Origin of the sequence: Planotetraspora silvatica (assembly GCF_016863315.1) — a bacterium.
Classification (GTDB): domain Bacteria; phylum Actinomycetota; class Actinomycetes; order Streptosporangiales; family Streptosporangiaceae; genus Planotetraspora; species Planotetraspora silvatica.
The window spans coordinates 124,080-145,274 of record NZ_BOOQ01000021.1 but is presented as its reverse complement, the minus strand read 5'-3'; the positions used below and the strand labels follow the sequence as shown (position 1 = coordinate 145,274).

The 21,195-nt window shown below is 72.2% G+C and carries 23 protein-coding genes; 13 read left to right on the top strand and 10 right to left on the bottom strand.

Annotation, left to right across the window (positions count from 1 at the left end; all coding sequences use genetic code 11):
• Positions 1-6 precede the first annotated feature (6 nt).
• The 12 genes from Psi02_RS16490 (at position 7) to Psi02_RS16435 (ending at position 12,387) form a co-directional block, all read left to right on the top strand.
• Positions 7-1,188, top strand: coding sequence for a sensor histidine kinase (locus Psi02_RS16490; RefSeq protein WP_239094934.1), 1,182 nt, complete (start codon positions 7-9; stop codon positions 1,186-1,188).
• Entirely contained in the window at positions 1,176-1,838 is a 663-nt protein-coding gene (locus Psi02_RS16485) for a response regulator (RefSeq protein ID WP_203975014.1), read from the top strand. The genes Psi02_RS16490 and Psi02_RS16485 overlap by 13 nt, the downstream gene beginning before the upstream one ends.
• Before the next feature lie 93 nt (positions 1,839-1,931).
• Positions 1,932-2,354: a CBS domain-containing protein gene (locus tag Psi02_RS16480; RefSeq protein ID WP_203975012.1), complete on the top strand. Its 423-nt coding sequence runs from the start codon at positions 1,932-1,934 to the stop codon at positions 2,352-2,354.
• 129 nt (positions 2,355-2,483) lie between these two features.
• Positions 2,484-3,110, top strand: coding sequence for an FMN-binding negative transcriptional regulator (locus Psi02_RS16475; protein WP_203975010.1), 627 nt, complete (start codon positions 2,484-2,486; stop codon positions 3,108-3,110).
• 99 nt (positions 3,111-3,209) lie between these two features.
• Positions 3,210-4,070 carry an ACT domain-containing protein gene (locus Psi02_RS16470; protein ID WP_203975008.1) on the top strand — a complete coding sequence of 287 codons (861 nt, stop codon included), beginning with the start codon at positions 3,210-3,212 and terminating at the stop codon, positions 4,068-4,070.
• A gap of 117 nt (positions 4,071-4,187) precedes the next feature.
• Entirely contained in the window at positions 4,188-5,453 is a 1,266-nt protein-coding gene (locus Psi02_RS16465) for a D-arabinono-1,4-lactone oxidase (protein WP_203975006.1), read from the top strand.
• 175 nt (positions 5,454-5,628) lie between these two features.
• A complete protein-coding gene (locus tag Psi02_RS16460) occupies positions 5,629-8,400 on the top strand; it encodes an AfsR/SARP family transcriptional regulator (protein ID WP_203975004.1) in 2,772 nt (923 codons plus the stop codon).
• 217 nt (positions 8,401-8,617) lie between these two features.
• Complete coding sequence (locus Psi02_RS16455) at positions 8,618-9,193, top strand: dienelactone hydrolase family protein (protein WP_203975002.1); 576 nt, start codon at positions 8,618-8,620, stop codon at positions 9,191-9,193.
• Positions 9,194-9,332: 139 nt separating this feature from the next.
• Positions 9,333-10,223, top strand: coding sequence for an alpha/beta fold hydrolase (locus tag Psi02_RS16450; protein WP_203975000.1), 891 nt, complete (start codon positions 9,333-9,335; stop codon positions 10,221-10,223).
• A 42-nt stretch (positions 10,224-10,265) separates the two neighbouring features.
• On the top strand, positions 10,266-10,490 hold the full coding sequence (locus tag Psi02_RS16445) for a hypothetical protein (protein WP_203974998.1): 225 nt from the start codon (positions 10,266-10,268) through the stop codon (positions 10,488-10,490).
• Between the two features lie 161 nt (positions 10,491-10,651).
• Positions 10,652-11,428 (top strand): alpha/beta fold hydrolase, encoded by a 777-nt coding sequence (locus tag Psi02_RS16440; protein ID WP_203974996.1) that lies wholly within the window; start codon positions 10,652-10,654, stop codon positions 11,426-11,428.
• Between the two features lie 131 nt (positions 11,429-11,559).
• Positions 11,560-12,387 carry a GNAT family N-acetyltransferase gene (locus Psi02_RS16435; protein WP_203974994.1) on the top strand — a complete coding sequence of 276 codons (828 nt, stop codon included), beginning with the start codon at positions 11,560-11,562 and terminating at the stop codon, positions 12,385-12,387.
• A 102-nt stretch (positions 12,388-12,489) separates the two neighbouring features.
• On the opposite strand, the gene Psi02_RS16430 is transcribed toward Psi02_RS16435, so the two are convergent.
• The 3 genes from Psi02_RS16430 to Psi02_RS16420 are packed head-to-tail and all read right to left on the bottom strand — an operon-like array spanning position 12,490 to position 14,104.
• Positions 12,490-13,056, bottom strand: a complete 567-nt coding sequence (locus Psi02_RS16430; protein ID WP_203974992.1) for a cysteine hydrolase family protein — start codon at positions 13,054-13,056, stop codon at positions 12,490-12,492.
• Complete coding sequence (locus Psi02_RS16425) at positions 13,053-13,268, bottom strand: hypothetical protein (RefSeq protein ID WP_203974990.1); 216 nt, start codon at positions 13,266-13,268, stop codon at positions 13,053-13,055. The genes Psi02_RS16430 and Psi02_RS16425 overlap by 4 nt, the downstream gene beginning before the upstream one ends.
• Entirely contained in the window at positions 13,265-14,104 is an 840-nt protein-coding gene (locus Psi02_RS16420) for a helix-turn-helix transcriptional regulator (protein WP_203974988.1), read from the bottom strand. The genes Psi02_RS16425 and Psi02_RS16420 overlap by 4 nt, the downstream gene beginning before the upstream one ends.
• Before the next feature lie 102 nt (positions 14,105-14,206).
• On the opposite strand from Psi02_RS16420, the gene Psi02_RS16415 reads away from it, so the two are divergent.
• On the top strand, positions 14,207-14,908 hold the full coding sequence (locus Psi02_RS16415) for an SDR family NAD(P)-dependent oxidoreductase (RefSeq protein WP_203974986.1): 702 nt from the start codon (positions 14,207-14,209) through the stop codon (positions 14,906-14,908).
• Between the two features lie 106 nt (positions 14,909-15,014).
• Here Psi02_RS16415 and Psi02_RS16410 read toward each other — a convergent pair whose 3' ends face one another.
• Genes Psi02_RS16410 through Psi02_RS16380 form a run of 7 tightly spaced genes read right to left on the bottom strand, consistent with a single transcriptional unit; the run spans position 15,015 to position 21,148 of the window.
• On the bottom strand, positions 15,015-15,551 hold the full coding sequence (locus Psi02_RS16410; protein WP_203952228.1) for a phage tail protein: 537 nt from the start codon (positions 15,549-15,551) through the stop codon (positions 15,015-15,017).
• Positions 15,552-17,498: a putative baseplate assembly protein gene (locus Psi02_RS16405; protein ID WP_203974984.1), complete on the bottom strand. Its 1,947-nt coding sequence runs from the start codon at positions 17,496-17,498 to the stop codon at positions 15,552-15,554. It abuts the gene before it with no gap.
• On the bottom strand, positions 17,499-17,924 hold the full coding sequence (locus Psi02_RS16400; protein WP_203952226.1) for a GPW/gp25 family protein: 426 nt from the start codon (positions 17,922-17,924) through the stop codon (positions 17,499-17,501). It lies immediately after the preceding gene.
• Between the two features lie 2 nt (positions 17,925-17,926).
• Positions 17,927-18,217, bottom strand: a complete 291-nt coding sequence (locus Psi02_RS16395; RefSeq protein ID WP_203974982.1) for a PAAR domain-containing protein — start codon at positions 18,215-18,217, stop codon at positions 17,927-17,929.
• A 44-nt stretch (positions 18,218-18,261) separates the two neighbouring features.
• The gene (locus tag Psi02_RS16390) at positions 18,262-19,983 is read right to left on the bottom strand and encodes a VgrG-related protein (protein ID WP_203974980.1); all 1,722 of its coding nucleotides are present in this window, start codon (positions 19,981-19,983) and stop codon (positions 18,262-18,264) included.
• A complete protein-coding gene (locus Psi02_RS16385; protein WP_203974978.1) occupies positions 19,973-20,704 on the bottom strand; it encodes a CIS tube protein in 732 nt (243 codons plus the stop codon). The genes Psi02_RS16390 and Psi02_RS16385 overlap by 11 nt, the downstream gene beginning before the upstream one ends.
• A 3-nt stretch (positions 20,705-20,707) precedes the next feature.
• On the bottom strand, positions 20,708-21,148 hold the full coding sequence (locus tag Psi02_RS16380; RefSeq protein WP_203952222.1) for a phage tail protein: 441 nt from the start codon (positions 21,146-21,148) through the stop codon (positions 20,708-20,710).
• Positions 21,149-21,195: the final 47 nt, after the last annotated feature.

Here is a 21,195-nt window from a genome sequence, read left to right as displayed (position 1 = left end):
GAGCGTGTGAATGAGTGTGCGCCGGCCGAGATGATGAGCCCCCGCGCGGGCGTCCCCGGACGGGTCGTCACGGTCGCGGTGACGCTCGGGATGACCGCGATGACCGCGCTCGCGTTCTGGGGCCAGACCGACGCGCACGGCACCACGGCGGTTCTGCTCGTGGACCTGATGGCCGGCGTCGCGGCCTGCGCCCTCGTGCCCGTGATGCTTCGCCGGCCCGTCACCGGGGCCCTCGCGCTGACGGTGCTGGTCGCGCTGTCCCCGGTCGTCACGCCGACCGCCACCATGGGCGCCTGGTACGTCGCCCGATGGCGTCGCTTCCCCGTCGCGGGCGCGGTGGCGGCGGCGGGCATCGCGGCGCACGCGATCCAGGCCCTGTCGCGACCGCCGGGGGGACTGTCGTACGGCTGGTGGGTGTTCATGACCGTCGTCGCGTACGCCGCGCTGGTCGGCTGGGGCGCGCTGGGGCAGGCCCGCCACAGCCTGATCGTGTCGCTGCGTGAGCGCGCCGACCGCGCGGAGGCGGAGCAGGGCCGCCGTGTCGCGGAGGCGAGGGTGGCCGAGCGCGCCCAGATCGCCCGCGAGATGCACGACGTGCTGGCTCACCGTCTCTCCCTGGTCGCCACCTACGCGGGCGCACTGGAGTTCCGTCCCGACGCGTCTCCGGAGAAGCTGTCGCAAGCCGCGGGCGTGGTGCGGGCGGGGGTGCACCAGGCGCTCGACGAGTTGCGTGCCGTCATCAGCCTGCTGCGCGACGACGGCCCCGAGGGGACCGCCGGTGAGGGACGCCCGCAGCCGGTGCTGACCGACCTGCCCCGGCTGGTCGGCGAGTCGCTCGACGCGGGAATGCGGGTGCGGCTGGACGACCGGACGGCGGACCCGGCCACACTGCCGGCCACGACCGGCCGCACGGCCTATCGCGTCGTCCAGGAAGGGCTGACCAACGCCCGCAAGCACGCGCCCGGCGTGCCCATCGAGGTGACGCTGGACGGGCGGCCGGGCACGCGGCTGGTGATCGACCTCCGCAATCCGCTGCCGGAGGACCCGGAGGCCGTCTCCACCATTCCGGGCAGCGGAACCGGCCTGATCGGGCTGACCGAGCGGGTGCGGCTCGCCGGGGGCCGGCTCGACCATGAGATCACTTCCGGCGAGTTCCGCCTCCGCGCCTCGCTACCATGGCCGGCGTGAGTCATGCTGTGCGCGTTCTCATCGTGGACGACGACCCTCTGGTGCGTGCGGGGCTCTCGCTGATGCTCGACGGCGCGAACGGCATCGCGGTGGTCGCGGAGGCCGCGGACGGAGACGAGGTCCCCGCCGCGATCGACGCGCACGCCCCGCAGATCGTGCTCATGGACCTGCGGATGCCGCGGCTGGACGGGATCACGGCCATTCACCGGCTGCGTCGGCGGCAGGCGCCCCCGGAGGTCATCGTGCTGACGACCTTCGACACCGACGAGAACGTGTTGCGGGCGCTGCGCGCCGGCGCCAGCGGATTCCTGCTCAAGGACACCCCGCCCGCCCAGATCGTCGACGCCGTGCGCCGGGTCGCGGCGGGAGATCCGATCCTGTCTCCGGCGATCACCCGCCGGTTGATGGAGAAAGTGGCCACCGAGTCCGGCGCGTACGAACAGGCGCGCCAGGCCCTGGCCGGCCTGAGCCCCCGCGAGCACGACGTCGTCCTGGCCATCGCCCAAGGGCTGACGAACGCCGAGATCGCCGCCGAACTCCTCATGAGCGTCGGCACCGTGAAGGCGCACATCACCCACATCCTGACCAAGCTCAGCCTCGGGAACCGCACGCAGATCGCGCTCCTCGCCCACGACGCCGGTCTCGCCTGACGCCCGGACCGAGGCGCGGCCCTTCGGGGCCGGACGCCCGGGTTAGCCCTCTTCTCTCCGGGTAGAGCGGCTAACCGGAAGGAGGGGTGGGAGATGACGCAAAAAGTGCGAGATGTCATGACTCCAGGTCCGGTAATGCTGGCCCGGGAGGCGACCGTCGCCCAGGCCGCCAAGCTCATGCGCGACCAGGGCATCGGTGACGTCCTGGTCATCGAGGACGGCGAGCGGCTGTGCGGCGTGGTGACCGACCGCGACATCGTGGTACGCGCCGTCGCCGAGACCCGTGACGTGACGGTCACTCCGATCGGCGCGCTCTGCAGCTCGGACGTGGCGACCGTCACCCCCGACCAGGACGCCGACGAGGTCGTGCGCCTGATGCGCCAGAAGGCCGTGCGCCGGGTTCCGGTCGTGGAGAACGGTCATCCGGTCGGCATCGTCACCATCGGTGACATGGCCGTGGACCGGGATCCGTCCTCGGCGTTGTCCGACATCAGCGCGGCCCCGCCGAACAACTGACGAGTCGCGCTTGATCGCCCCGCATCTCCCCTCCGGGAGGCGCGGGGCTTGCGCTTTCTGCGCCGGCGGCGCGTCGCCGGACGAAATCTCGATTGCCATTCACGCTGGAATGTACATACATGTCACCGCATGTTGATTCACCCTTGGGACGCCGCCGGTGACGACGAGGCGCTGGCCTTCGTCCGCGCCAACGAGTTCGGCCATCTGGTCGCCTCCGGCCGTGACCGGGAGGTGCCGGTCGTCGTGCCGACCCAGTTCCTCGTGACCGGTGAGTCCGCGATCGTGCTACACCTGGCCAGGCCCAACCCGATCTGGGCGGCGATCGAGGAGAACCCCATGGTCGTGCTGTCCGTCGCGGGTGACTGGGCGTACATCGAGGGCGCGTGGAAGGCCCTGCCGGGGACGGACGAGGAGCCCGGCCTCGGCGTCCCCACCACCTATTACGCGGCCGTGCAGCTGGTCTGCCGGGCGGAGGTCGTCACCGACGCGGACGGCGTGCTCGAGATCCTGCGGGCCCAGTTGGCCCGCCTGGACGCCGGTCTGGCCGATCCCCGTGAGCACTCCAGGAGACTTCCGGGCATCCGCGGCCTGCGACTGGCCGTCCAGAAGATCAATGGCAAGTTCAAGTACGGCGGGAACGTCGACGAGGCCCACCGCCGGTACGTCGCGGACCGGCTCGCCGAGCGGGACGGTCCCGGCGACGCGGCCGCCCGCGGTCATGTGCTCCGCCGTACGTCATCGAGCGAAGCGGGGTGACGCCGGCCCGGAGTCGGCGGTCCGGACGTGCGGACGGTTTAATGCTGCCGTAATTGCACACTGCGTGATCGTGAAACAACCGACGGTCAGCCTGGCCTCATGAGTGAAGCGCACGGTGCCGATCGGGCCCGCACCCCGGACGAGGTCTCCGCGTCATGGAAGCGCGAGGCCGTGGAGTTGGCGGTGCTGTTCCTGACAGTGGGCCTGGCCCATCTGCTCGCCATCCTCCTCGGGCACACCGACCCCGGTCCCATGTTGCTCGTGGGCCTGGGCGTCGCCGTGATCGCCGGGGCTTTCGTCCACAAACGGCTGAGTATGCGGCGCGGGCGCGTCCGCCCTCTCGGTGATCCGAGGGACGTCGACGAGGACCGGCCCATGAGCCTGTGGCGCATCCGCACCCGCGTGGTCGACAGGCCGGGCCGCCTGGCCGGGCTCGCCGGCGCCTTCGCCCGTCTGCGCTGCAACGTCCTCGCCCTGCACATCGCGGCCACCGGCAGCAGCGCGACGTCGCCCTCCGGATGCGACGCCCTCGACGAGTTCGTGATCGAGGCGCCCGCCGACCTCACCATGCGGGACCTGCGGTCGGCCGTAGGCGAGGCCGGTGGCCTCGACACCGTGATCGTGCGCGCCCATGTCGAGGATCTGGTCGATCCCGGAGTCCAGGCCCTGGTCCTGGCGCATCGCGTCAGCGAGGACCCCCAAAGGCTGCCCGAGGCGATGGCGGAGTTGTTGCGTGCCCCCACGGTCCATTGGCGGCGTCCCGGCGACACCGTCGACGGCACGGGGGAACTCGGGACGACCCTGGTCGTGTCCGTCCATCCGGAACGCGCGCTGCTGGTGAGCCGTCCGGCGCTGCCGTTCACGCCGACGGAGGCGGCGAGGGCCGCCGCGCTGGCCACCTCCGCCAGGCGGCGGCGATATCACTCCGGCCGGGCGCCCGGCCGTCCGGTCGGCGAATAGGGCGCCCGCCGCCCGGACGGGGTGTGAACACGGCGCCCGGTCTCCGTCTGTGCCCGTGCTCTATCGTGCACATACGGCAGATCTGACTTCGTGAACTGAATCAGAGGAACACCTCAAGTGACCCACACAGTGACGAATTGGGCGGGCAACGTCGCTTTCCGCGCGGAGCGCGTCGAACGGCCCTCCTCCCTGGAGGAGCTGCGCGGACTGGTCGCGCGCAGCCAGAAGATCCGCGTGCTGGGCAGCGGGCACTCGTTCAACGACATCGCCGACTCGTCCGGGTCGCTGGTCGCACTCGACGGCCTGCCGCCCGAGGTGGAGATCGACAGCGCGTCCGCGACCGTCAAGGTCGCCGCGAGCGTGCGCTACGCCGAACTCGGCCGCCGTCTGCACGAAAAGGGCTGGGCCGTCCCCAACCTCGCGTCGCTGCCGCACATCTCCGTCGCCGGGTCCTGTATGACGGGCACGCACGGCTCCGGAAACGCCAACGGAGGTCTCGCGACCGCGGTCGCGGCGATCGAGATGGTCACCGCGGACGGCGACCTCGTGACGTTGAGCCGTGACGAGGACGGGGACCGCTTCCACGGAGCCGTCGTGGCGCTCGGCGCGCTCGGCGCCGTCGTCACGATGACGCTGGACATCGCCCCCGCGTTCGAGGTGCGGCAGTACGTCTACGAGGGCCTCGCGGGCGAGGAACTGGACGATCACTTCGAGGACATCGTCTCCTCCGCCTACAGCGTGAGCCTGTTCACCGACTGGCGGTCGTCCCGGATCAACCAGGTCTGGGTGAAGGAGCGCCTCGGCGGGGAGGCGGGCACCCCCGCGCCGAGCCTGTTCGGGGCCACGCCCGCGGACGGCCCGCGGCACCCCGTCCCCGGTGTGGCCGCCGACGCCTGCACGACCCAGATGGGCGTCCCCGGCCCGTGGTTCGAGCGCCTCCCGCACTTCCGGCCCGACTTCACCCCGAGCAGCGGCGAGGAACTGCAGGCGGAGTACCTGCTGCCCCGGCGGCACGCCGTCGCGGCGCTGCGCGCGCTGGACGACATCCGTGACCGGATCGCCCCCGTCCTGCAGATCTCGGAGATCCGCACCGTCGCGGCCGACGACCTGTGGCTGAGCCCCTCCTACGGGCGCGACACCGTGGCATTCCACTTCACGTGGGTCAAGGACACGGAGGCGGTGCTCCCCGTGCTGACCATGATCGAGGAGCGGCTGGCGCCCTTCGACGCCAGGCCGCACTGGGGGAAGCTCTTCACCGTGACCCCGGAGGTCCTGCGTTCCCGATACGACCGGATGGACGACTTCCGCGAGCTGGCGCGTCAGCTCGACCCCGCCGGCACGTTCGCCAACGAGTTCGTCAGCAGGTACGTCCTCGACATCTGAGCCGCCGCGCGGAGCCCTCCGTCCGACCTCCGGCCGCTGATCCCCGCGCGGTCCGCCGACCTGGTCGGTGCGCCGGCAGGCCACCGTGCCGGCAGGCCTCTCATCCGGGGGGACGGGTGGTTGGGTAGGGGGCTACTCATGCGCGGCCCCGCGGGTCCGGGTCACGCTGGGCCACATGATGCGCGAGCTGGACGGGCTGGTGCGGGGCCGGCTGGTGGTGGAGCTGAGCGGAGCGTCAGGAAGCGGTCCGGCGCGGCGGGTGACGGTCGTCACCGCGCCCGCGGGATGCGGGAAGACGACGCTCCTGGCCCACCATGCCGCGAGCTTTCCCGGGCCGGTGGCCTGGCTGCGGCTTGAGCCCGGCGACGCGGCCCTTCCGGCGCTGGCACGCCGGCTCAGGACCGCGCTCGCCCCGCTCCTGCCCGATCCGGGCGAGGACACCGGCGCCCCGGCCGACGAGGACGCCGTCGCCCTGGTCGACGCGGCACGGGAGATCCCTCCAGGGAGCCTCCTGGTCGTGGACGACCTCCACCTCCTGTACGGCACGGCCGCCGAGGAACACATCGAACGCCTGCTGAGCGCGGCCCCCGTCCAGGCCGTGCTCGCGAGCCGCCGGATGCCCGGCATCAACCTGCACCGTCACGAGCTCGGCCCGGTGAACCTGATCGGCCAGGACGCGCTGCGTTTTCGCACGTGGGAGGTCGAGCGACTGTTCCGCGACGTCTACGCCGAGCCGCTGCTGCCCGAGGACGCGGCCGTGCTGACCAGGCGCGCGGGCGGATGGGCGGCCGGACTGCACATGTTCCACCTCTCGACGTCCGGCCGGTCGCAGGTGGAACGCCGGGCCGCGGTGCGCGCCCTGGACGGCAGGCTGCCCCAGTCGCAGGCATACCTGGCGCGGACCGTCCTGGCCGACCTGCCCGAGGGCGCGCGCGACTTCCTGGTGCGCACGTGCGTCTTCACCGTGCTGACGGCGGAACGGTGCGACCTCCTGCTCGGGACGGACGACGCCCGCCACCACCTTCACCGGCTCGCCGCCCTGCAGGCGTTCACGCTCAGCCCCGACCACGGCCGCACCTACCGCTACCACGAGGCGCTGCGCGCCCACCTGGAGATCGAGCTCGTGGAGGACCTCGGAGAGCAGGGCGCACGGGAGTGGCACGGCAGGGCCGCCGCCCTGCTCGAGGCCGAGGGCGCCTACGCGGACGCCGCACAGGCGTACGCGCGGGCCGCCGACTGGCCTGCCGTACGGCGTCTCATCCCGAGGACCGGACTCGGCGAGGGACCCCCGAAGGCGGGGGTGCCCGGCTCGCCCGAGACGGGTTCGCGGGAGGCCGGTGATCTCTGGCATGACGTGCTGCCCGCCTGGCTGGTCGCGGAGGAGCCGCTGCTGCTGCTCGCGCAGGGCCGCCACCTGTTCAGCCGCGGGCGCGTGGACCAGGCCGTGGACGTGTTGCGGCAGGCGGAGCAGCGGGCGCGGCACCCCTCGACGCTCGCGGCCTGCCGACGCCATCGCGCGCTCGCCGCGATGTGGTCGCCGGGGGCCGCCGTCGGCGGCACGCACCCGCACTGGACGGCCGAATTGCGTGCGGCGACGCAGGCGAACCCCGGAGAGGTGACCTGTACGCGGCCGGTGGCCGTGCTCGCCGCCCGGCTGCTCTCCGGGGACGTGGCCGCGGCGCGGCGACTCGCCGCGACCGCCGACCCGGACGCACTCGACCTGGACGGCCTGGCGCTGCGGCTCGTACGCGGAGCCCTCGCGGCCGCCGGCGGCGATCCCGGCGCGGCCGCCGACCTGGAGAGGCTCGCCGACGACGCCGAGCGGGCCCGCCTGCCCTGGTTGTCGCGGATGGCGAGAGCCGCGCCCGCGCTCGGAGGCGCGGAGCCCGACAGGAAGGAGGCCCGCAGGATCGCGGAGGAATGCGAGCGCGACCTCGATCCGTGGGGGGCGCTGCTGGCCGCCTCGGTGTGGTGCCTCGCCGATCTGCTGTGGGGCCGGCCGGATCAGGAAGGCGCCGACGAGGTCGTACGGCTCGCGCTGCCGCTCGGCGCGGGCGTGTTCGCCGCCTGGGCCCGGGCCGTACGAGCGGTGCTTCCCGGGACGGGAGCGGAGGAGGCGAGGAAGGCGGACGCGCGGGCACGGGCCGCCGGAGTGCCCGCGGCGCGCGCGCTGGCCACGGCCGCACGCAGGGTCCACGCGTCCCGCCCCCCGCATGTACCGGAGGCTGCTCGTGCACGGGTGCGCGGCCAGGCAGACGCGGGCGACATGCCGGAGGAGGGTGGCCTCGTCGTGCGGTGTTTCGGCGGTTTCGCCGTCGAGGTCGGGGGAGACGCGCTGGACCTGTCCGCCGTACGCCCGAAGGCGCGCACCGTGCTCCGCCTGCTCGCCGTCAACGCGGGCCGCCCGGTGCACCGTGATGTGCTGCTTGCCGCACTGTGGCCCGAGAGTGATCCCGCGGCGGCCACGCGCGGGCTGCACGTCGCACTTTCGGCGCTGCGTACCTCCCTCGCCGCCCACCGCCTGGCCCGGGTGGTCGCCCGGCGCGGGGAGGCGTATCTCCTCGACGCGCCGTGCGACGTCGCCGAGTTCCGCCGGGCGCTGCGCGGACCGCGCACGGCCCCGGCCCTGGAGGGCCTGCTCGCGATGTACGGTGGTGACCTGCTGCCCGAGGACGGCGCCGCCGAGTGGGTCGTGCACGAGCGTGACGTTCTGCGCACGCAGGCCGCAGAGTGTGCGAGCGAACTGGCCACCCTGCGACTCGCCGCCGGCCGGCCTGACGCGGCGGTGCTCGCGGCCGTCCGATGCCTGGAGATCGACGAGTGGCACGATCCGGCGTGGCGGACGCTCATCGCCGCCTACGAACGGCTCGGCGACGTGATGGCGGCGGCGCGGGCGCGGCGGCGCTACTCCGCGATGCTGGACGACCTGGAGGTCCCCGCTTTGTGATTCTGGGGCTGCCTGCTCGTGGCGGTGCTGGGTGCGCTGATCCGCCCGGCCGCCCGCCGATGGACTCGCGGTCTCCGGGGATGCCGACGTGGATCGACCGGACCGCCGTGCTCACCTCGAGCCCGTCGGAGATTTCACAATCCGCATTTCGATCGACATCGGCGGGCCTAGAATCTGGATCATCCGATCATGCTTTCGAGAAGTAGGGAGTACGGGGATGGCTGACGTGGTGCTCTTCCATCACGCGCTGGGGCTGACCTCCGGCGTCGTCGCCTTCGCCGGCGAGTTGCGCCGCGCCGGGCACACCGTGCACACGCCCGACCTGTACGACGGCCGCACCTTCACCGTCTTCGAGGAGGGAATGGCCAACGCCGGGAAGATCGGCTTCGGCGAGGTGCTCGAGCGCGGCCTCCGGGCGGTCGAGGGGCTGCCCGCCGACCTGGTGTACGCCGGCTTCTCGCTCGGAGTGGTCCCGGCGCAGAAGCTGGCGCAGACCCGTGCCGGTGCGCGTGGTGCGCTTCTGTTCGAATCCTGCATCCCGGTGTCGGAGTTCGGCCCCGCCTGGCCGGCCGGCGTGCCGGTTCAGGTGCACGCGATGGACGGCGACCCGATCTTCGTCGGAGACGGCGACATCGACGCGGCCCGCGAGCTCGTCGGCGAGGCCGCCGACGCGGAGTTGTTCCTCTACCCCGGCGACCGGCACCTGTTCGCCGACAACTCGCTGCCGTCGTACGACGCGGACGCGACCGCGCTCCTGACCAGGAGGGTGCTCGCCTTCCTCGGCGCGCGATAGGCGGGCATTCACACAGGCTCCGGCCGGCGGCGGGATCGTCACGCCGAATGCGGCGAAAAAAGATTCCGGCCCGATGTAGAGATGCGGCCGGCCGCTCCGACTTCCCTGTGAAACCCCACAACAGGAGAGAGCAACGGCCATGGCAGCCACGAAGACGGACATGCTGAGAGTTCCAGGCGCGACCCTCTACTACGAGGTACGGGGCTCCGGCCCGGTCCTGCTGCTGATCTGCGGCGGGGTCTACGACGCCGCCGGCTACGCCGGCCTCGCCGATCGCCTGGCCGACCGGTACACGGTGGTGACGTACGACCGGCGCGGCAACTCGCGCAGCCCGCTGGACGGGCCGCCCGAGCACCAGAGCATCGAGGTCCACGGCGACGACGCGCACCGCGTCCTGAAGGCCGTGGGCGTCACGGCGGACGCGCCCGCGTACGTGTTCGGCAACAGCTCAGGCGCGATGATCGGCCTGGAACTGGCCGTCCGCCATCCAGCGCAGGTGCGCCTGCTGGTCGCCCATGAGCCGCCCCTGTTCGATCTGCTGCCCGACCGCGACCACTGGCGTGCCGTCGTGCAGGAGGTGGAGGACGCCTTCCTCAAGGAGGGCGCCGCAGCCGCCAATCAGGCACTCGCCGACGGTCTGCGGATGAGCGGAGGCGAGCCGGCGGAGGAGTCCTCCGGCGAGGAGCGCCGGATCCCCGGCGGCGAGGAGGCCCCGCTGGGGGAGCCGGACCCGGAGACGCTGGAGATGATGGCGCGTCTGGGGCGGAACATGGAGTTCTTCATCGGCTACGAGGTGCCGCCGTTCTCCAGGTACGTCCCCGACCTGGAAACTCTCCAGACGTCGCCGGTGCGGGTGGTGGCCGCGGCGGGCGAGGCGTCGGAGGGCGAGCCGCCCAACCGGGCCGCGGCCGCGGTGGCCGAACGGCTGGGGACGCGGCCCGTGGCGTTCCCGGGCGACCACGGGGGCTTCGGCGCGCTGCCCGAGAGCTTCGCCGCCAAGCTCCACGAGGTGATCGCGAGTGCGCCCTGATGGCCGGTGACCGCGGCGCGGCAGGCGATTAGGCTCCCCAAGATGAATGACTTCAAGTGCACGCAATGTGGTGAGGTCGGTCTGGAACCGGGCTTCGTCGAGGATGCCGGTCAGAGCTCGCAGGGATACCTGCGATGGATCGCGGGCGCCCTCGAACGAGGCCCGTTCGGCGGAGCCAAGAGAATAGGCCGGCAGCGCTGGCAGGTCGACGCCTACCGATGCCCGCGGTGCGCACACCTGGAACTGTTCGCGGCCCAGGAGATCTGACCCGCATCATCGGGGGGACGGGGAGCCCGTCAGAAGTTCATCGCGGAATCTCTCGAAAAAAATCGGTCCGGAGTGTCGAAACGGCCGTTCGCCGATCGAGGCGTGGTCGAAGGCACAACGAGCCCGGCCGCGAGGCGGGCGTGAGGACCAGGAGAGAAATCATGAACAAGGTCATCTCGGCGGACGGCACCTCGATCGCGTTCGACCGGCTCGGTCACGGGCCCGCGCTCATTCTGATCGGCGGGGGCCCGACCGACCGCTCGGCCAACGCGGCTCTGGCCGACCTGCTGTCCGAGCACTTCACCGTGTACAACTACGACCGCCGCGGCCGCGGGGACAGCGGCGACACCACGCCGTACGCCGTCGACCGCGAGTATGAGGACATTCAGGCGCTCATCACCGAAGCCGGCGGATCGGCGCTGGTCTACGGCACGTCCGGCGGCGGCATCATCGCCCTGGAAGCCGCGGCGCGCGGTCTGTCCATCACCAGGCTCGCCGTCTGGGAGCCCCCGTACATCCTCCCCGGAAGCCGCCCGGCCGTCCCCGCCGACTACGCGGACCAGCTCGCCCGCCTTCTGGACGAGGACCGCAGGGGCGACATGCTCGACCTGTTCTTCATCGCCGCCGTCGGCATTCCCGCGGAGTTCGTCGCGCCCATGCGCGCCATGCCCGGCCGGCAGGCCATGGAGGGCATCGCGCACACCCTCGTCTACGACGCCGCCATCACCGGTGACTTCTCCCTGCCCGCCGACCGGATCGCGACGGTCACCGTCCCCACCGTGGTCATCGACGGTGGCACCACCCCCTGGCTGACCGTCGCCGCCGAAGCCGTCGCCGCCACGCTGCCGGGCGCGCGACGCCACACCCTGGACGGCCAGCCGCACAACGTCGACCCCGCCGCCATCGCCCCGGCGCTGACGGCGTTCTTCGCCGGCTGAGCCGGCCGCACCCCGCCTGCGTCCGGGAGCGCGATCAGGACGATCGTCAGCCTGGGTCGCGAGCCGCCTGAGCGGCGCCTCGACGAGAAACCGAGTGGTCGCGGCGCATCGCGTCTGGTTGAGTGCTCCCCGTGACTGTGGAGGATCTTGATCATCGGGACCTGTTGGACCGGCTCGAGTGTTACTACGACGCGGTTCCCCGATCTGCGGCGCGGGCGGAGGAGTTCGGGCCCCTGACCCTGTTCGTACGCGAAGGCGAAGGATTCCCGTATTACGCTCGCCCGACCCGTGGCCGGACCGGCGCGGCCGGTCTCGACGATGTGCTCCGCATTCGGGAACGTCAGCGGCAGCTGGGGATCCCGGAGAGTTTCGAATGGGTCGCCGAGACCACGCCCGGCCTACGGGCGGCGGTGGAGGCATCGGGGCTCGAGGTGCATGAGCACCCGCTGATGGTTCTCGGCCCTGGCGGGCCGGCGGCCGCGAACGGCGGGGCGCGGGTGCTCGACGTGGACGATCCGGCTCTGCCCTCCGCGCTGGCGCTGGTGCACCTGGCGTTCGCCGACCCCGGCACGGGCGTCGGCCGGGCCGGTGTCGCCGAACTGGCGGCGAAGGTCGCCGAGAGCGGCGACGAGCCGGTGGAGGCCGTAAGGAAGCGCATGCGTGCCGGGTTGACCGTCGTCGCCGCGTCGACGACGGCCGACGGCGTCGCGCTGTGCTCGGGTAGGCATCAACCGGTCGGGGAGGTCAGTGAGATCGTCGGTGTCGGCACCCTGCCCTCCGCGCGCCGCCGGGGCCTGGCATCCGCGGTCACCGCCGCTCTGGCCGCCGACGCCCACTCGCGAGGGGTCACCACGGTGTTCCTCTCCGCGGGTGACGCGGACGTCGCCAGGATCTACGAACGGCTCGGCTTCCGCTCCGTCGGCACCGCGCTGATCGCCGAAGCCGGCCCCGACTCGTGATCCGTCCACGCCGAGACGTCGTTCTTCTCGAGTGGATCGAGTGGATTGCGGGCGCACCGGCCTCTCACCTGGGGCGCCCGCGGCACTCGCGGCCGCCCGGGTTCAGCCCGCGCCGCCCGCCGCGAAGGTGACCTCCGCCGTGTCGACGGTCCCCCCTCGGCGCCCGGGTGCGCTCTGCCACTGCCAGTAGAGATTGGTGTGCGCGATCACCTGGTCCGGGGGCGGTGCGCCGTACGCGCTGAGGTCCTCGGTCGAGTGCGCGTCGCCGACCAGCGTCACGTCGTACCCGCGAACGAAGGCTCCGTGGAGAGTCGAGCGGATGCACGCGTCGGTCTGGGCGCCCGCGACGACGAGCCGGCCCACCCCGCGCTCGGCGAGCAGCGCCTCCAGGTCGGTGCCCTCGAACGAGTCGCCGTAGGTCTTGTGGACGAGAGGCTCCGAATCACGGCGGACCAGCTCCGGCACGTACTGCCAGCTCTCACTGTCCCGTTTGAGCTGGTCGTCGGAGTGCTGCACCCAGACCACGGGCACGTCCTCCGCGCGAGCCTTGCCGACCAGGGTGTTGACGTTCGCGATCACGCCGTCGCGATCATGGGCGTTGGCCATCACGCCGTTCTGGACGTCGATGACGAGCAGCGCGGTGTTCGGCCGATCGAGCAGGGTCGTCATGAGGATCTTCTATCTCTCGTCGCGGATCCTGTGTCGCTGCCCACAGTAGGCCGGGCCTCCGACAACTGCGCGGGGTCGCGCCGGCCGTAGAGGATCGACGTCCACGCGTCGGTGAGGACCTCGACGAGGGTCTCCTCATCGTCGAAGGACGGCTCGGCGTTCATCGACCCGAATCCCGCCACGACCACGTAAGGACGCGGCCGGGGGCTCATCCGACGAGTGACTGTGTCCCCACTACGGACAGGAGTGCCAGGCGCTCCGCGTCCTGGGTGCCGGGTTCGGCCGTGTAGATCATGATCCGCAGGTCGCTGCCTGCGACGCTGAGCACGTCACTGTCCAGCGTCAGAGGGCCCACCTGCGGGTGCTCGATGGTCTTGCGTGCGGCCTGCTGCTCGCCGACGACGCCCGCGTCCCACAGCTCGGCGAACCGCTCACTGTTCGTGCGCAACTGTGCGACCAGGCGCCGCAGTTGCTGGTCGGCGGGATACCGGCTGGCGGTCACGCGCAGGTCGGCGACCACCGCGGCCTCGAAGGCGCGCTGCTCGTGCGGTGCGTAACGGACCCGGCTGCCCGGGCCGAGGAAGTTGCGCCACACGGCGTTGCGTTCGTGGCCGCGCCACCCGGACGGATCGCCCATCAGCGCCGCGTACGGCGGGTTGGCCATGAGCAGCGTCCAGGACGCGTCGTAGATCCCGACGGGAATGCCGGCCAGTCTGTCCAGCATCCGCTGGACGCTCGGGGTGATGTACGCCGGCACTGTTTCGGGTCCGGGCGGCACGAGCCCGGCCAGCCGGAACAGGTACGCGCGCTCGTCTCCCGACAGGCGCAGCGCCCGGGCCAGGGCCTCCACGACCTGAGCCGACGGGTTGGTCGCCCGGCTCTGTTCGAGGCGGGTGACATAGTCGACGGAGATCCCGGCCAGCAGAGCCAGCTCCTCGCGGCGCAGCCCTGCCGCGCGCCGCTGTCCGCCGGCGGGCAGGCCGGCCGTCTCAGGCAAGACCCGGTCGCGCCAGCGGCGCACCGCCTGTCCGAATTCCGTCGCCCTCATGTCCACCAGTGTGCCCGGTCGGCCGCCGACCTGCCTGGTACCGGAAGTCCCAGGAAGGCGGGACGACTGGCTGATCACGCCGCCGCACCGAAACCTGGGGGCATGACAACAACACTGATCACCGGGGCGAACAAGGGGCTGGGCTTCGAGACCGCCCGCCGACTCATCGCGGCGGGCCACACCGTCTACATCGGGGCGCGCAGCATCGCGCGAGGAGAGGCGGCCGCGGCCGAACTCGGCGCCCGCTTCCTGCGGATCGATGTCACCGACGACGCGTCGGTGGAGGCCGCCATGCGGGTGATCGAGGAACGCGACGGCCGTCTCGACGTCCTCGTCAACAACGCCGGCATCGGGGACGGCCTCGTCGGCGTCGACGGGCTCACCGGCGCGACCGCGCTCGTGGAGTTCGACACCAACGCCGTCGGCGTCGTCCGCGTCACCCAGGCCGCGCTGCCGTTGCTGCGCAAGTCCGAAAACCCGGTCGTGGTGAACATCTCCAGCGGCCTCGGCTCATTCTGGGCGGTCACCAACCCGGAGCGCCAGGAGTCGCACAACGCCTTCGTCGTGTACGGGGCGACCAAGGCGGCCGTCTCGATGCTCACGGTCCAGTACGCCAAGGCGCTGCCGGATATCAAGTTCAACGCGGTCGAGCCCGGCTACACCGCCACCGACCTCACTGCCCCCTTCGGGGGTGGTGGGCGTCCGGTTCAGGAGAGCGCCGAGGTCATCGTGCGCCTCGCGTCCATCGGCAAGGACGGCCCCACCGGCACCTTCCAGGAGACGACGGGCGAGCTCGCCTGGTAGCCAGGGCTGACGCCGACCGAATCGGGGGTGCTCGTCTCCGCGGAGGGGACGAGCGGCCCGGCCTGGACCGGCTAGACATCCCAGCCGCTGCGCGGACGCGCACCGGTCAGGCGTCCGCGGGAGCCGTACCGCCGTCGACGACGACGCGGACGTGGGCGGGCAGCATGCGCTCGGCCAGGGCGCGCACCCGGTCGGGATCCAGCCCGGGCGCCTTGATCAGCACCTGGTTGGCCACGGAGCCGGGAAGTGGGGCGCCCGGCTCGTCCGACCAGACGCATCCGCCGGTGTCGACGACCTCCAGGTCCGTGCCGGTGAGCAGCCGCAACTGGTCGCGCAGCCCGTGCAGCGTGCCGCGGGCGCGCGAGTCGGTCACCGCCCGGGCGATCATCGCGCGGCGCTGCCGTACCGTCCAGTGCTCGTCCAGGCTCAGCGCCACCCACCCGGCCAGCCATTCCAGCAGGTCCTCGGGGGCGAGCTCGGGACTCAGGTAGCTGTCCAGGCAGTCGAGCGTGGTGAACACGGGCGCGAGCACCTCGTCGAGCGCCTCGGTGAGTCGCTGGGTGTACCCGTCCTCGGCGTAGAGGGAGGGGAGCGCCTCACCGATGGGGAACGCGGTGCCGAGCCCGCTCAGGCCGCCGCGCATCTAGACCTCCACCTTGATCTGGTGGCCGTAGGAGAAGACCAGCGCGTTCGGCGTGAGGTCGATGACCTGGGCCTGCGTCGTGCGTTCCCCGGTCACCGGGTCGGCCTTGAACAGCAGGACCTCCTCGACGAGCTCGACGCCCGCCACCCGCTGCAGCACCGCGAAGACCTCCCCGGTCTGTACGGCCCTGCCGAACGGCCAGCCCCTGCCGTCCGGCCCGCCGACCAGCGGGTTGAGATAGGTCCGCAGCGCCAGCAGGGCACGGTCGCGGGCGCCGTCGCGTGAGGCGTCCCGTGCCGCCCTGAGCCGGGCCACGACCGTGATGCCCTGGTAGAACGGCGGCTCGACGACGACCCTGGCGCCGACGCAGCGGCGTTCGTCGAGGTAGGCGGTCACCCGGTCCCGCAGCGGGGCGGGGACCCGGAGGTCGCGGAAGGCCACCTCGACCGGGTCGGGCACGGCGGGCACGAGAAGCACGCGCACGCCCGCGGCGACCCCGCGCTCGTCCGCGCCCACGGGGACGCACCGCACCCGCGCGAGGTCGGGCGCCGCCTCCCTCGCGAGCTGCTCGTAGTCCCCGGTGGTCACCGCGCGGTCCCGGGTGCGCAGCAGCAACGGCCCGCGCACCGCCGCGTCCCTGACGGACTCCGCGTCCACGCCGCCCGTGGCGGGCCTGCGGTTGGTCACCGAGGCGACGTACGGCACGGCGTCGCGCTGGACGACGAGCGCGTTGCGGGCGACGTTGCCCCGCCGTCCGCCGCCCGTCCGGTAGACGGGGATGCGGACGACGCCTCGTTTGGGCGGGACCGCGCCGTGCTGCCGCAGCGACCCGTCGGCCTCCCTCACGGCGGGCCCGAACTCGATCGTCCCCTCCGCCCTGTCGACCCGGATGTGCCGGTCTCCCGGCCCGGACTCGGCGAACGAGGCGACCTCCCACCACTCCTGGAAGCCTCCGTGGCCCACCACCAGCACCACCAGAGGCTTGTCCGAGCTGATGATCGGGGCGTGCTGGGTGCCGAACCGCTGGCCGGGGATCCCCTCACTCGTGCCCAGCACCTCGTCGTACACGAAGTCGGAGTGCACGGCCGCCACGGTGCCCCCGATGGTGGAGGCGGCCGCGGCGTGCAGCCGGGGCGAGGAGGTGTAGAAGGGCTGGCCCTCGGCGGGCTGGGACACGACGCAGCGCAGCCAGCCGGCCGCGTGCTGGCCGACCACCGACGTGACGTGACCCTCGGGCACGTGCAGGACCACGTCACCGGGCCGGTTCAACCCTCCGGTGGTGTCCCGGTCCATCTCGCAGGCCGTCCAGCCGGCGCCCGTGTACGCCTCCCACACGAGCGGCGGATCGCGCGGGTCCACCCCCGCGCCGGTGAGCTCGCACTCCACGCGCAGCAGCACGGCGCAGCGGGGGACCGCCACGGACAGGCCGAAATACAGCAGGTCACCGGCGGCCGGCGCCTCGGAGAAGCACGCGAATCCCTGGCCGGTGGCGAGGTCGTCTCCCCGGTCGACCGGCTCGCCGCCCCCGTTCTGAGTCACCACGCGGACCAGCGCGGACGGCGGCATGGCCAGCTCGTCCTCGGTGGTGAAGACGACCGGTTCGTCCCCCTCCTTGCGCTCGGCCGCGATCTGCGCGCCCGACCGGATCACCACCGGCTGCCGCTGCGCGGCGGACAGCCAGTAGGTGACCTGGGTGCGCGCCGCCGTCGGCGGGAACAGGCGCACGCCGATCAGCTCCAGATAGCGCAGGTAGTGCAGGTCGGTCACCTGGTTGAGCCGGTAGAGAAGCTGGTCGACCATGAACGCGAACGTCTCGATCAGCGTCACGCCCGGATCGGAGACGTTGTGGTCGGTCCACTCGGGGCAACGCTGCTGGACCAGGCGCTTGGCCTCGTCCACCAGGTCCTGGAACCGCCGGTCGTCGAGGTCGGGCACGGGCAGGGTCATTCAGATCTCTCCCTCGTCACCGGTGGGGGCCGCGTCGTCGGGGATCACGTAGAACGGGAACACGAGGTTGCGGGGATCGTTGTCACCGCGCAGCGCGTACCTGATGTCGAGGAGCAGGATCCCCTCGTCCACCTGGTCGAAGTGGACGAGGACGTCGTCGAGGTCGATGCGCGGCTCCCACCGTTCGAGCGCGAGACGCACCTCCGCGGCGAGTCTGCCCGCCGTGCGGGCGTCGGCGGGCGCGAAGACCAGGTCGTGGATGGCACAGCCGAACTCGGGCCGCATCGGCCGTTCGCCCGGCGAGGTGCCGAGGATGAGCCGGATGCTCTCCGCGATCTCCCGTTCCCCCCGGACCAGGGCGATCGAGCCGGTCGCGTCAGTGCGGACGGGGAAGGTCCAGCCCGCGCCGATGAAGTCGGACGTCACGGTCAGCCTCCGATCAGCACGGTGGGGCAGCCCATGACGACGGGCGCGCCGCACCCCGTCATGTCGCCCTGGACGGCGGCGGGCATCCCGCCGATCAGCACGGTGGGGCAGCCGGGCCCGGCCAGCGGCGTCGGCGGATGCGGGGGCGCCGGGGGGACCGCGGGGAAGGCGCAGGTGTGCATCGTGCCCACGGTGGCGGCGGGCATCCCGCCGATCAGCACGGTCGGCACGCCGGGCCCGCTGATCGTTCCCGGGTGCCCGGTCAGGTCTCCCACACGTGCGGCGGCCGGCATCTCGCGTCTCCCGTGGTCGGTTGAGTTCGGTCGGTTGAGTTCGGTCAGTTGAGTTTGATGATCGCGCCGGTGACCGTCACGTCGGCCTGGCCGCTGACGGTGACCCGGCTCCCCTTGAGCTCCAGCGGCCCTGTGCCCGCGTCGAGGGTGATGCCCGAGGTCGCCGTGACCTCCATGGCGCCGGTTCCCGCGTCGACGGTCACGCCCTTCGCCCCCTTGATCACGACGGCTCCCGACTTCCCGTCCAGCGTCAGGGTCACCTGCTCGTCGCCGGTGCTGAGCCGTACGGCGCCGGGCTCTTCCAGGAACTCCAGCCGGTGGCCGGCGCGGGACACGAGCGCGCGCACCGCCACCTGGCCGCTCGTGTCGTCGACCACCGCGGCCGACAGGCTCGGTGCGGTGTCGGTCCCGTTGCGCAGGCCTCCCAGGACGTAGGGGCTGTCGAAGTCGCCGTTCTCGAAGCCGACGAGGACCTCGTCGCCCACCTCGGGGAGCAACTCCAGCCCGCGGTCCTTGCCCGCGCCCGGCTGGGCCACGCGAGCCCAGCCGCTGGTGAACTCGCCGCTCAGCCATGGGAACGTGAGGCACACGCGGCCCATCGTGAGCGGATCCTTGATGTTGCTGACGATGGCGGGGACGAGCCCGTGGGCCACGCCGGACGCGCCCCGCGAGGCCAGGCCGTACAGCGAACGGTCCTGGCGGCCCGAGACCGAGAAGGCGGTCGTGTACCCGGTGTCGGGCGAGAACAGATGGCGGGTGCCGCTCAGCGTGTACTTCCCCGCGAAGGGCGCGCCGACCCCGGCCAGCGAGACCGCTGCGCCGGCACGCAGCCGCGGGTTGCCCTTGGCCACGCCGTCCAGTTCGACGGCCGTGCCGCCGAGGTCGGCGGCGAGCGCGTCCGCCGCGGCCTTCACCTCGGCCTGCGTCCGGTGCCCGCTGACTCCCGCCAGCACCGTGGGCGCGCCGAACGTCCGGCCGAGCTCGGCCGGATCGGCGCCCGCCTCCTTCAGCGCCGGCGTGGCCGTGGCCGTGATCTCCTGCTTGTGCTCGTAGTCCCACCCGCGAACCTCCACCTCGGCGGTCTGCGAGGCGGCGGTCACCGAGGCGCGCAGCGAGACCAGGTTCGCGTCGGCCTCCAGCACGAGCGGGTTCTGCTCGGCCTTCTCCGTCGGCCCCGGGGCGCCGGACGGGGGAGCGGGCAGGCGGAAGAAGAGCTTGCCGTCGGAGACCCCCACCTGCGCGCCGACCCGGTCGGCCAGCCGGGTCAGGAACGTCCAGTCGCTCACGTTGTCCTGGCTGAGCTGGGTGTGCAGCCGCCCGCCGACGCCGGGCAGCGGATCGATCTGCCCGACCGGGATGTTCGCCCGTCTGGCGACCTGGCGGACCACGTCGCTGACCGTCATGTTCGGGTACGCCGCGACGCGGCGGCCGCGCATCAGCCGGTGGGCCGCGTCGAAGCCGCGCACCTCGGTGATCGTGCCCGCCGCGTCCAGGTCGAGCGTCAGCCCGGCCACCTCGCCCGTCATCAGCGTCACCGGCGGGCCGGGGTCGGAGGTCTGCGCCTTCAGCGTCACCTTCGCGCCCACCGTCAGCCCGCCCTTCTCCACCACCAGGTGGCCCGGGTCGCGGAACCGCAGGAGGAACGTGTCGAGCAGGTTCCTGCTGTCCTCCACGTAGCCGTGGACGAGCAGCGCCGCGATCTCCGGCGGAAGCTCGGCGCCGCCCACCTCCACCAGCAGGGCACTGGAGAACGTCTCACCCGCCACCGAGTTCCTCCCTCGCGGGGATCAGCAGCCGGGCGCCCGGCCGGAGCCGCATCGGGTCCCCGATGTCGTTGGCCTTCGCGATCTCCCGCCAGAAGCCGGGCTCGCCGTAGTAGGCGTAGGCCATGCCGGCCAGGGTGTCCCCGGCGACCACCACGTGCACGTCCCTGGCGGCCAGGGAGCCCGACGTGGGGTTCTGCCGCTTCGTGGTGCCGAACACCTCCTCCACGGCGATCGTGCACAGGGCGCGTACGGGCATCCCGCCGGGGGTGAACAGGGTGTACTTCGCGGTCACGCTGCTGACGAACGCGGGGAAGCCGGTCAGCCCGCCCCAGTTGAAGATCACCCAAGGCGGCGTCGGCTTGCCCTCCGCGCAGACCATGCAGGAGAACAGCCGCTCCACCGCCTTGACCACGCCGTCGTCCATCTTCTCGGTCGCGTCGAGGAACATCTCCAGCTGCAGCTTGCAGGGGTCCGACCCCAGATACTGCGGACGGGCGCTGCGATCGGTCTTCTTCTGCGCCTTGCGCTCCCAGCTCGCCGACTTGGTGAGCGAGAGCTCCTTCGGGTTGTACTGAAACTTCACGGTGCCGATCTGCGCGCCGGGATTGCGGTCCGTCGGCGTCTTCGGCGGCTCGTGGATCGCGAGGAACGCCTCCTGCACGCTGGCCGGAGCCGCGCCGGTGACGCCGGGGGCGCTGAAGGTGACGGGAGTGGCGGCCATCGCTCAGCCCCCCCATCCCGGTCCGGTGAACCCGTGATGGGCGAGCTCCAGCGTCTCGGTGGCCACCTTGGGCGAGTCGAGCGTGAACTGCGGCCCGGTCCATCTCACGGGGACCACCCCCGTGAGGCCCCAGGCGACGATGACCTCGCCCATGGCCGTACGCGCCTCGATGGTCGCGGTCTTGCGCTGCACGCCCTTGGCCAGGCTCGTCAGCCACATGGGGATCTTGTCGGCGGTCGCCTTGGTGATCGGCCTGGTCAGCTTCACGTTCGGGTACTTCAACCGGGTCGGCAACTGCAGCACCATCCCGTTGTTGCCGCCCACCTCACGCTGCTCGATCATGACCTCGCAGCCCAGGCCCTCGCAGCTGTTGAACGCCCCGATGTTCTTGCCGTCGATCGTGACGACGAAGCACACCGAGACCGCGATCAGGTCCTCATCCATGCGGATCACCTATCCGGGTCGCCTGTCCGAGCCCGCCCATTCGAGTC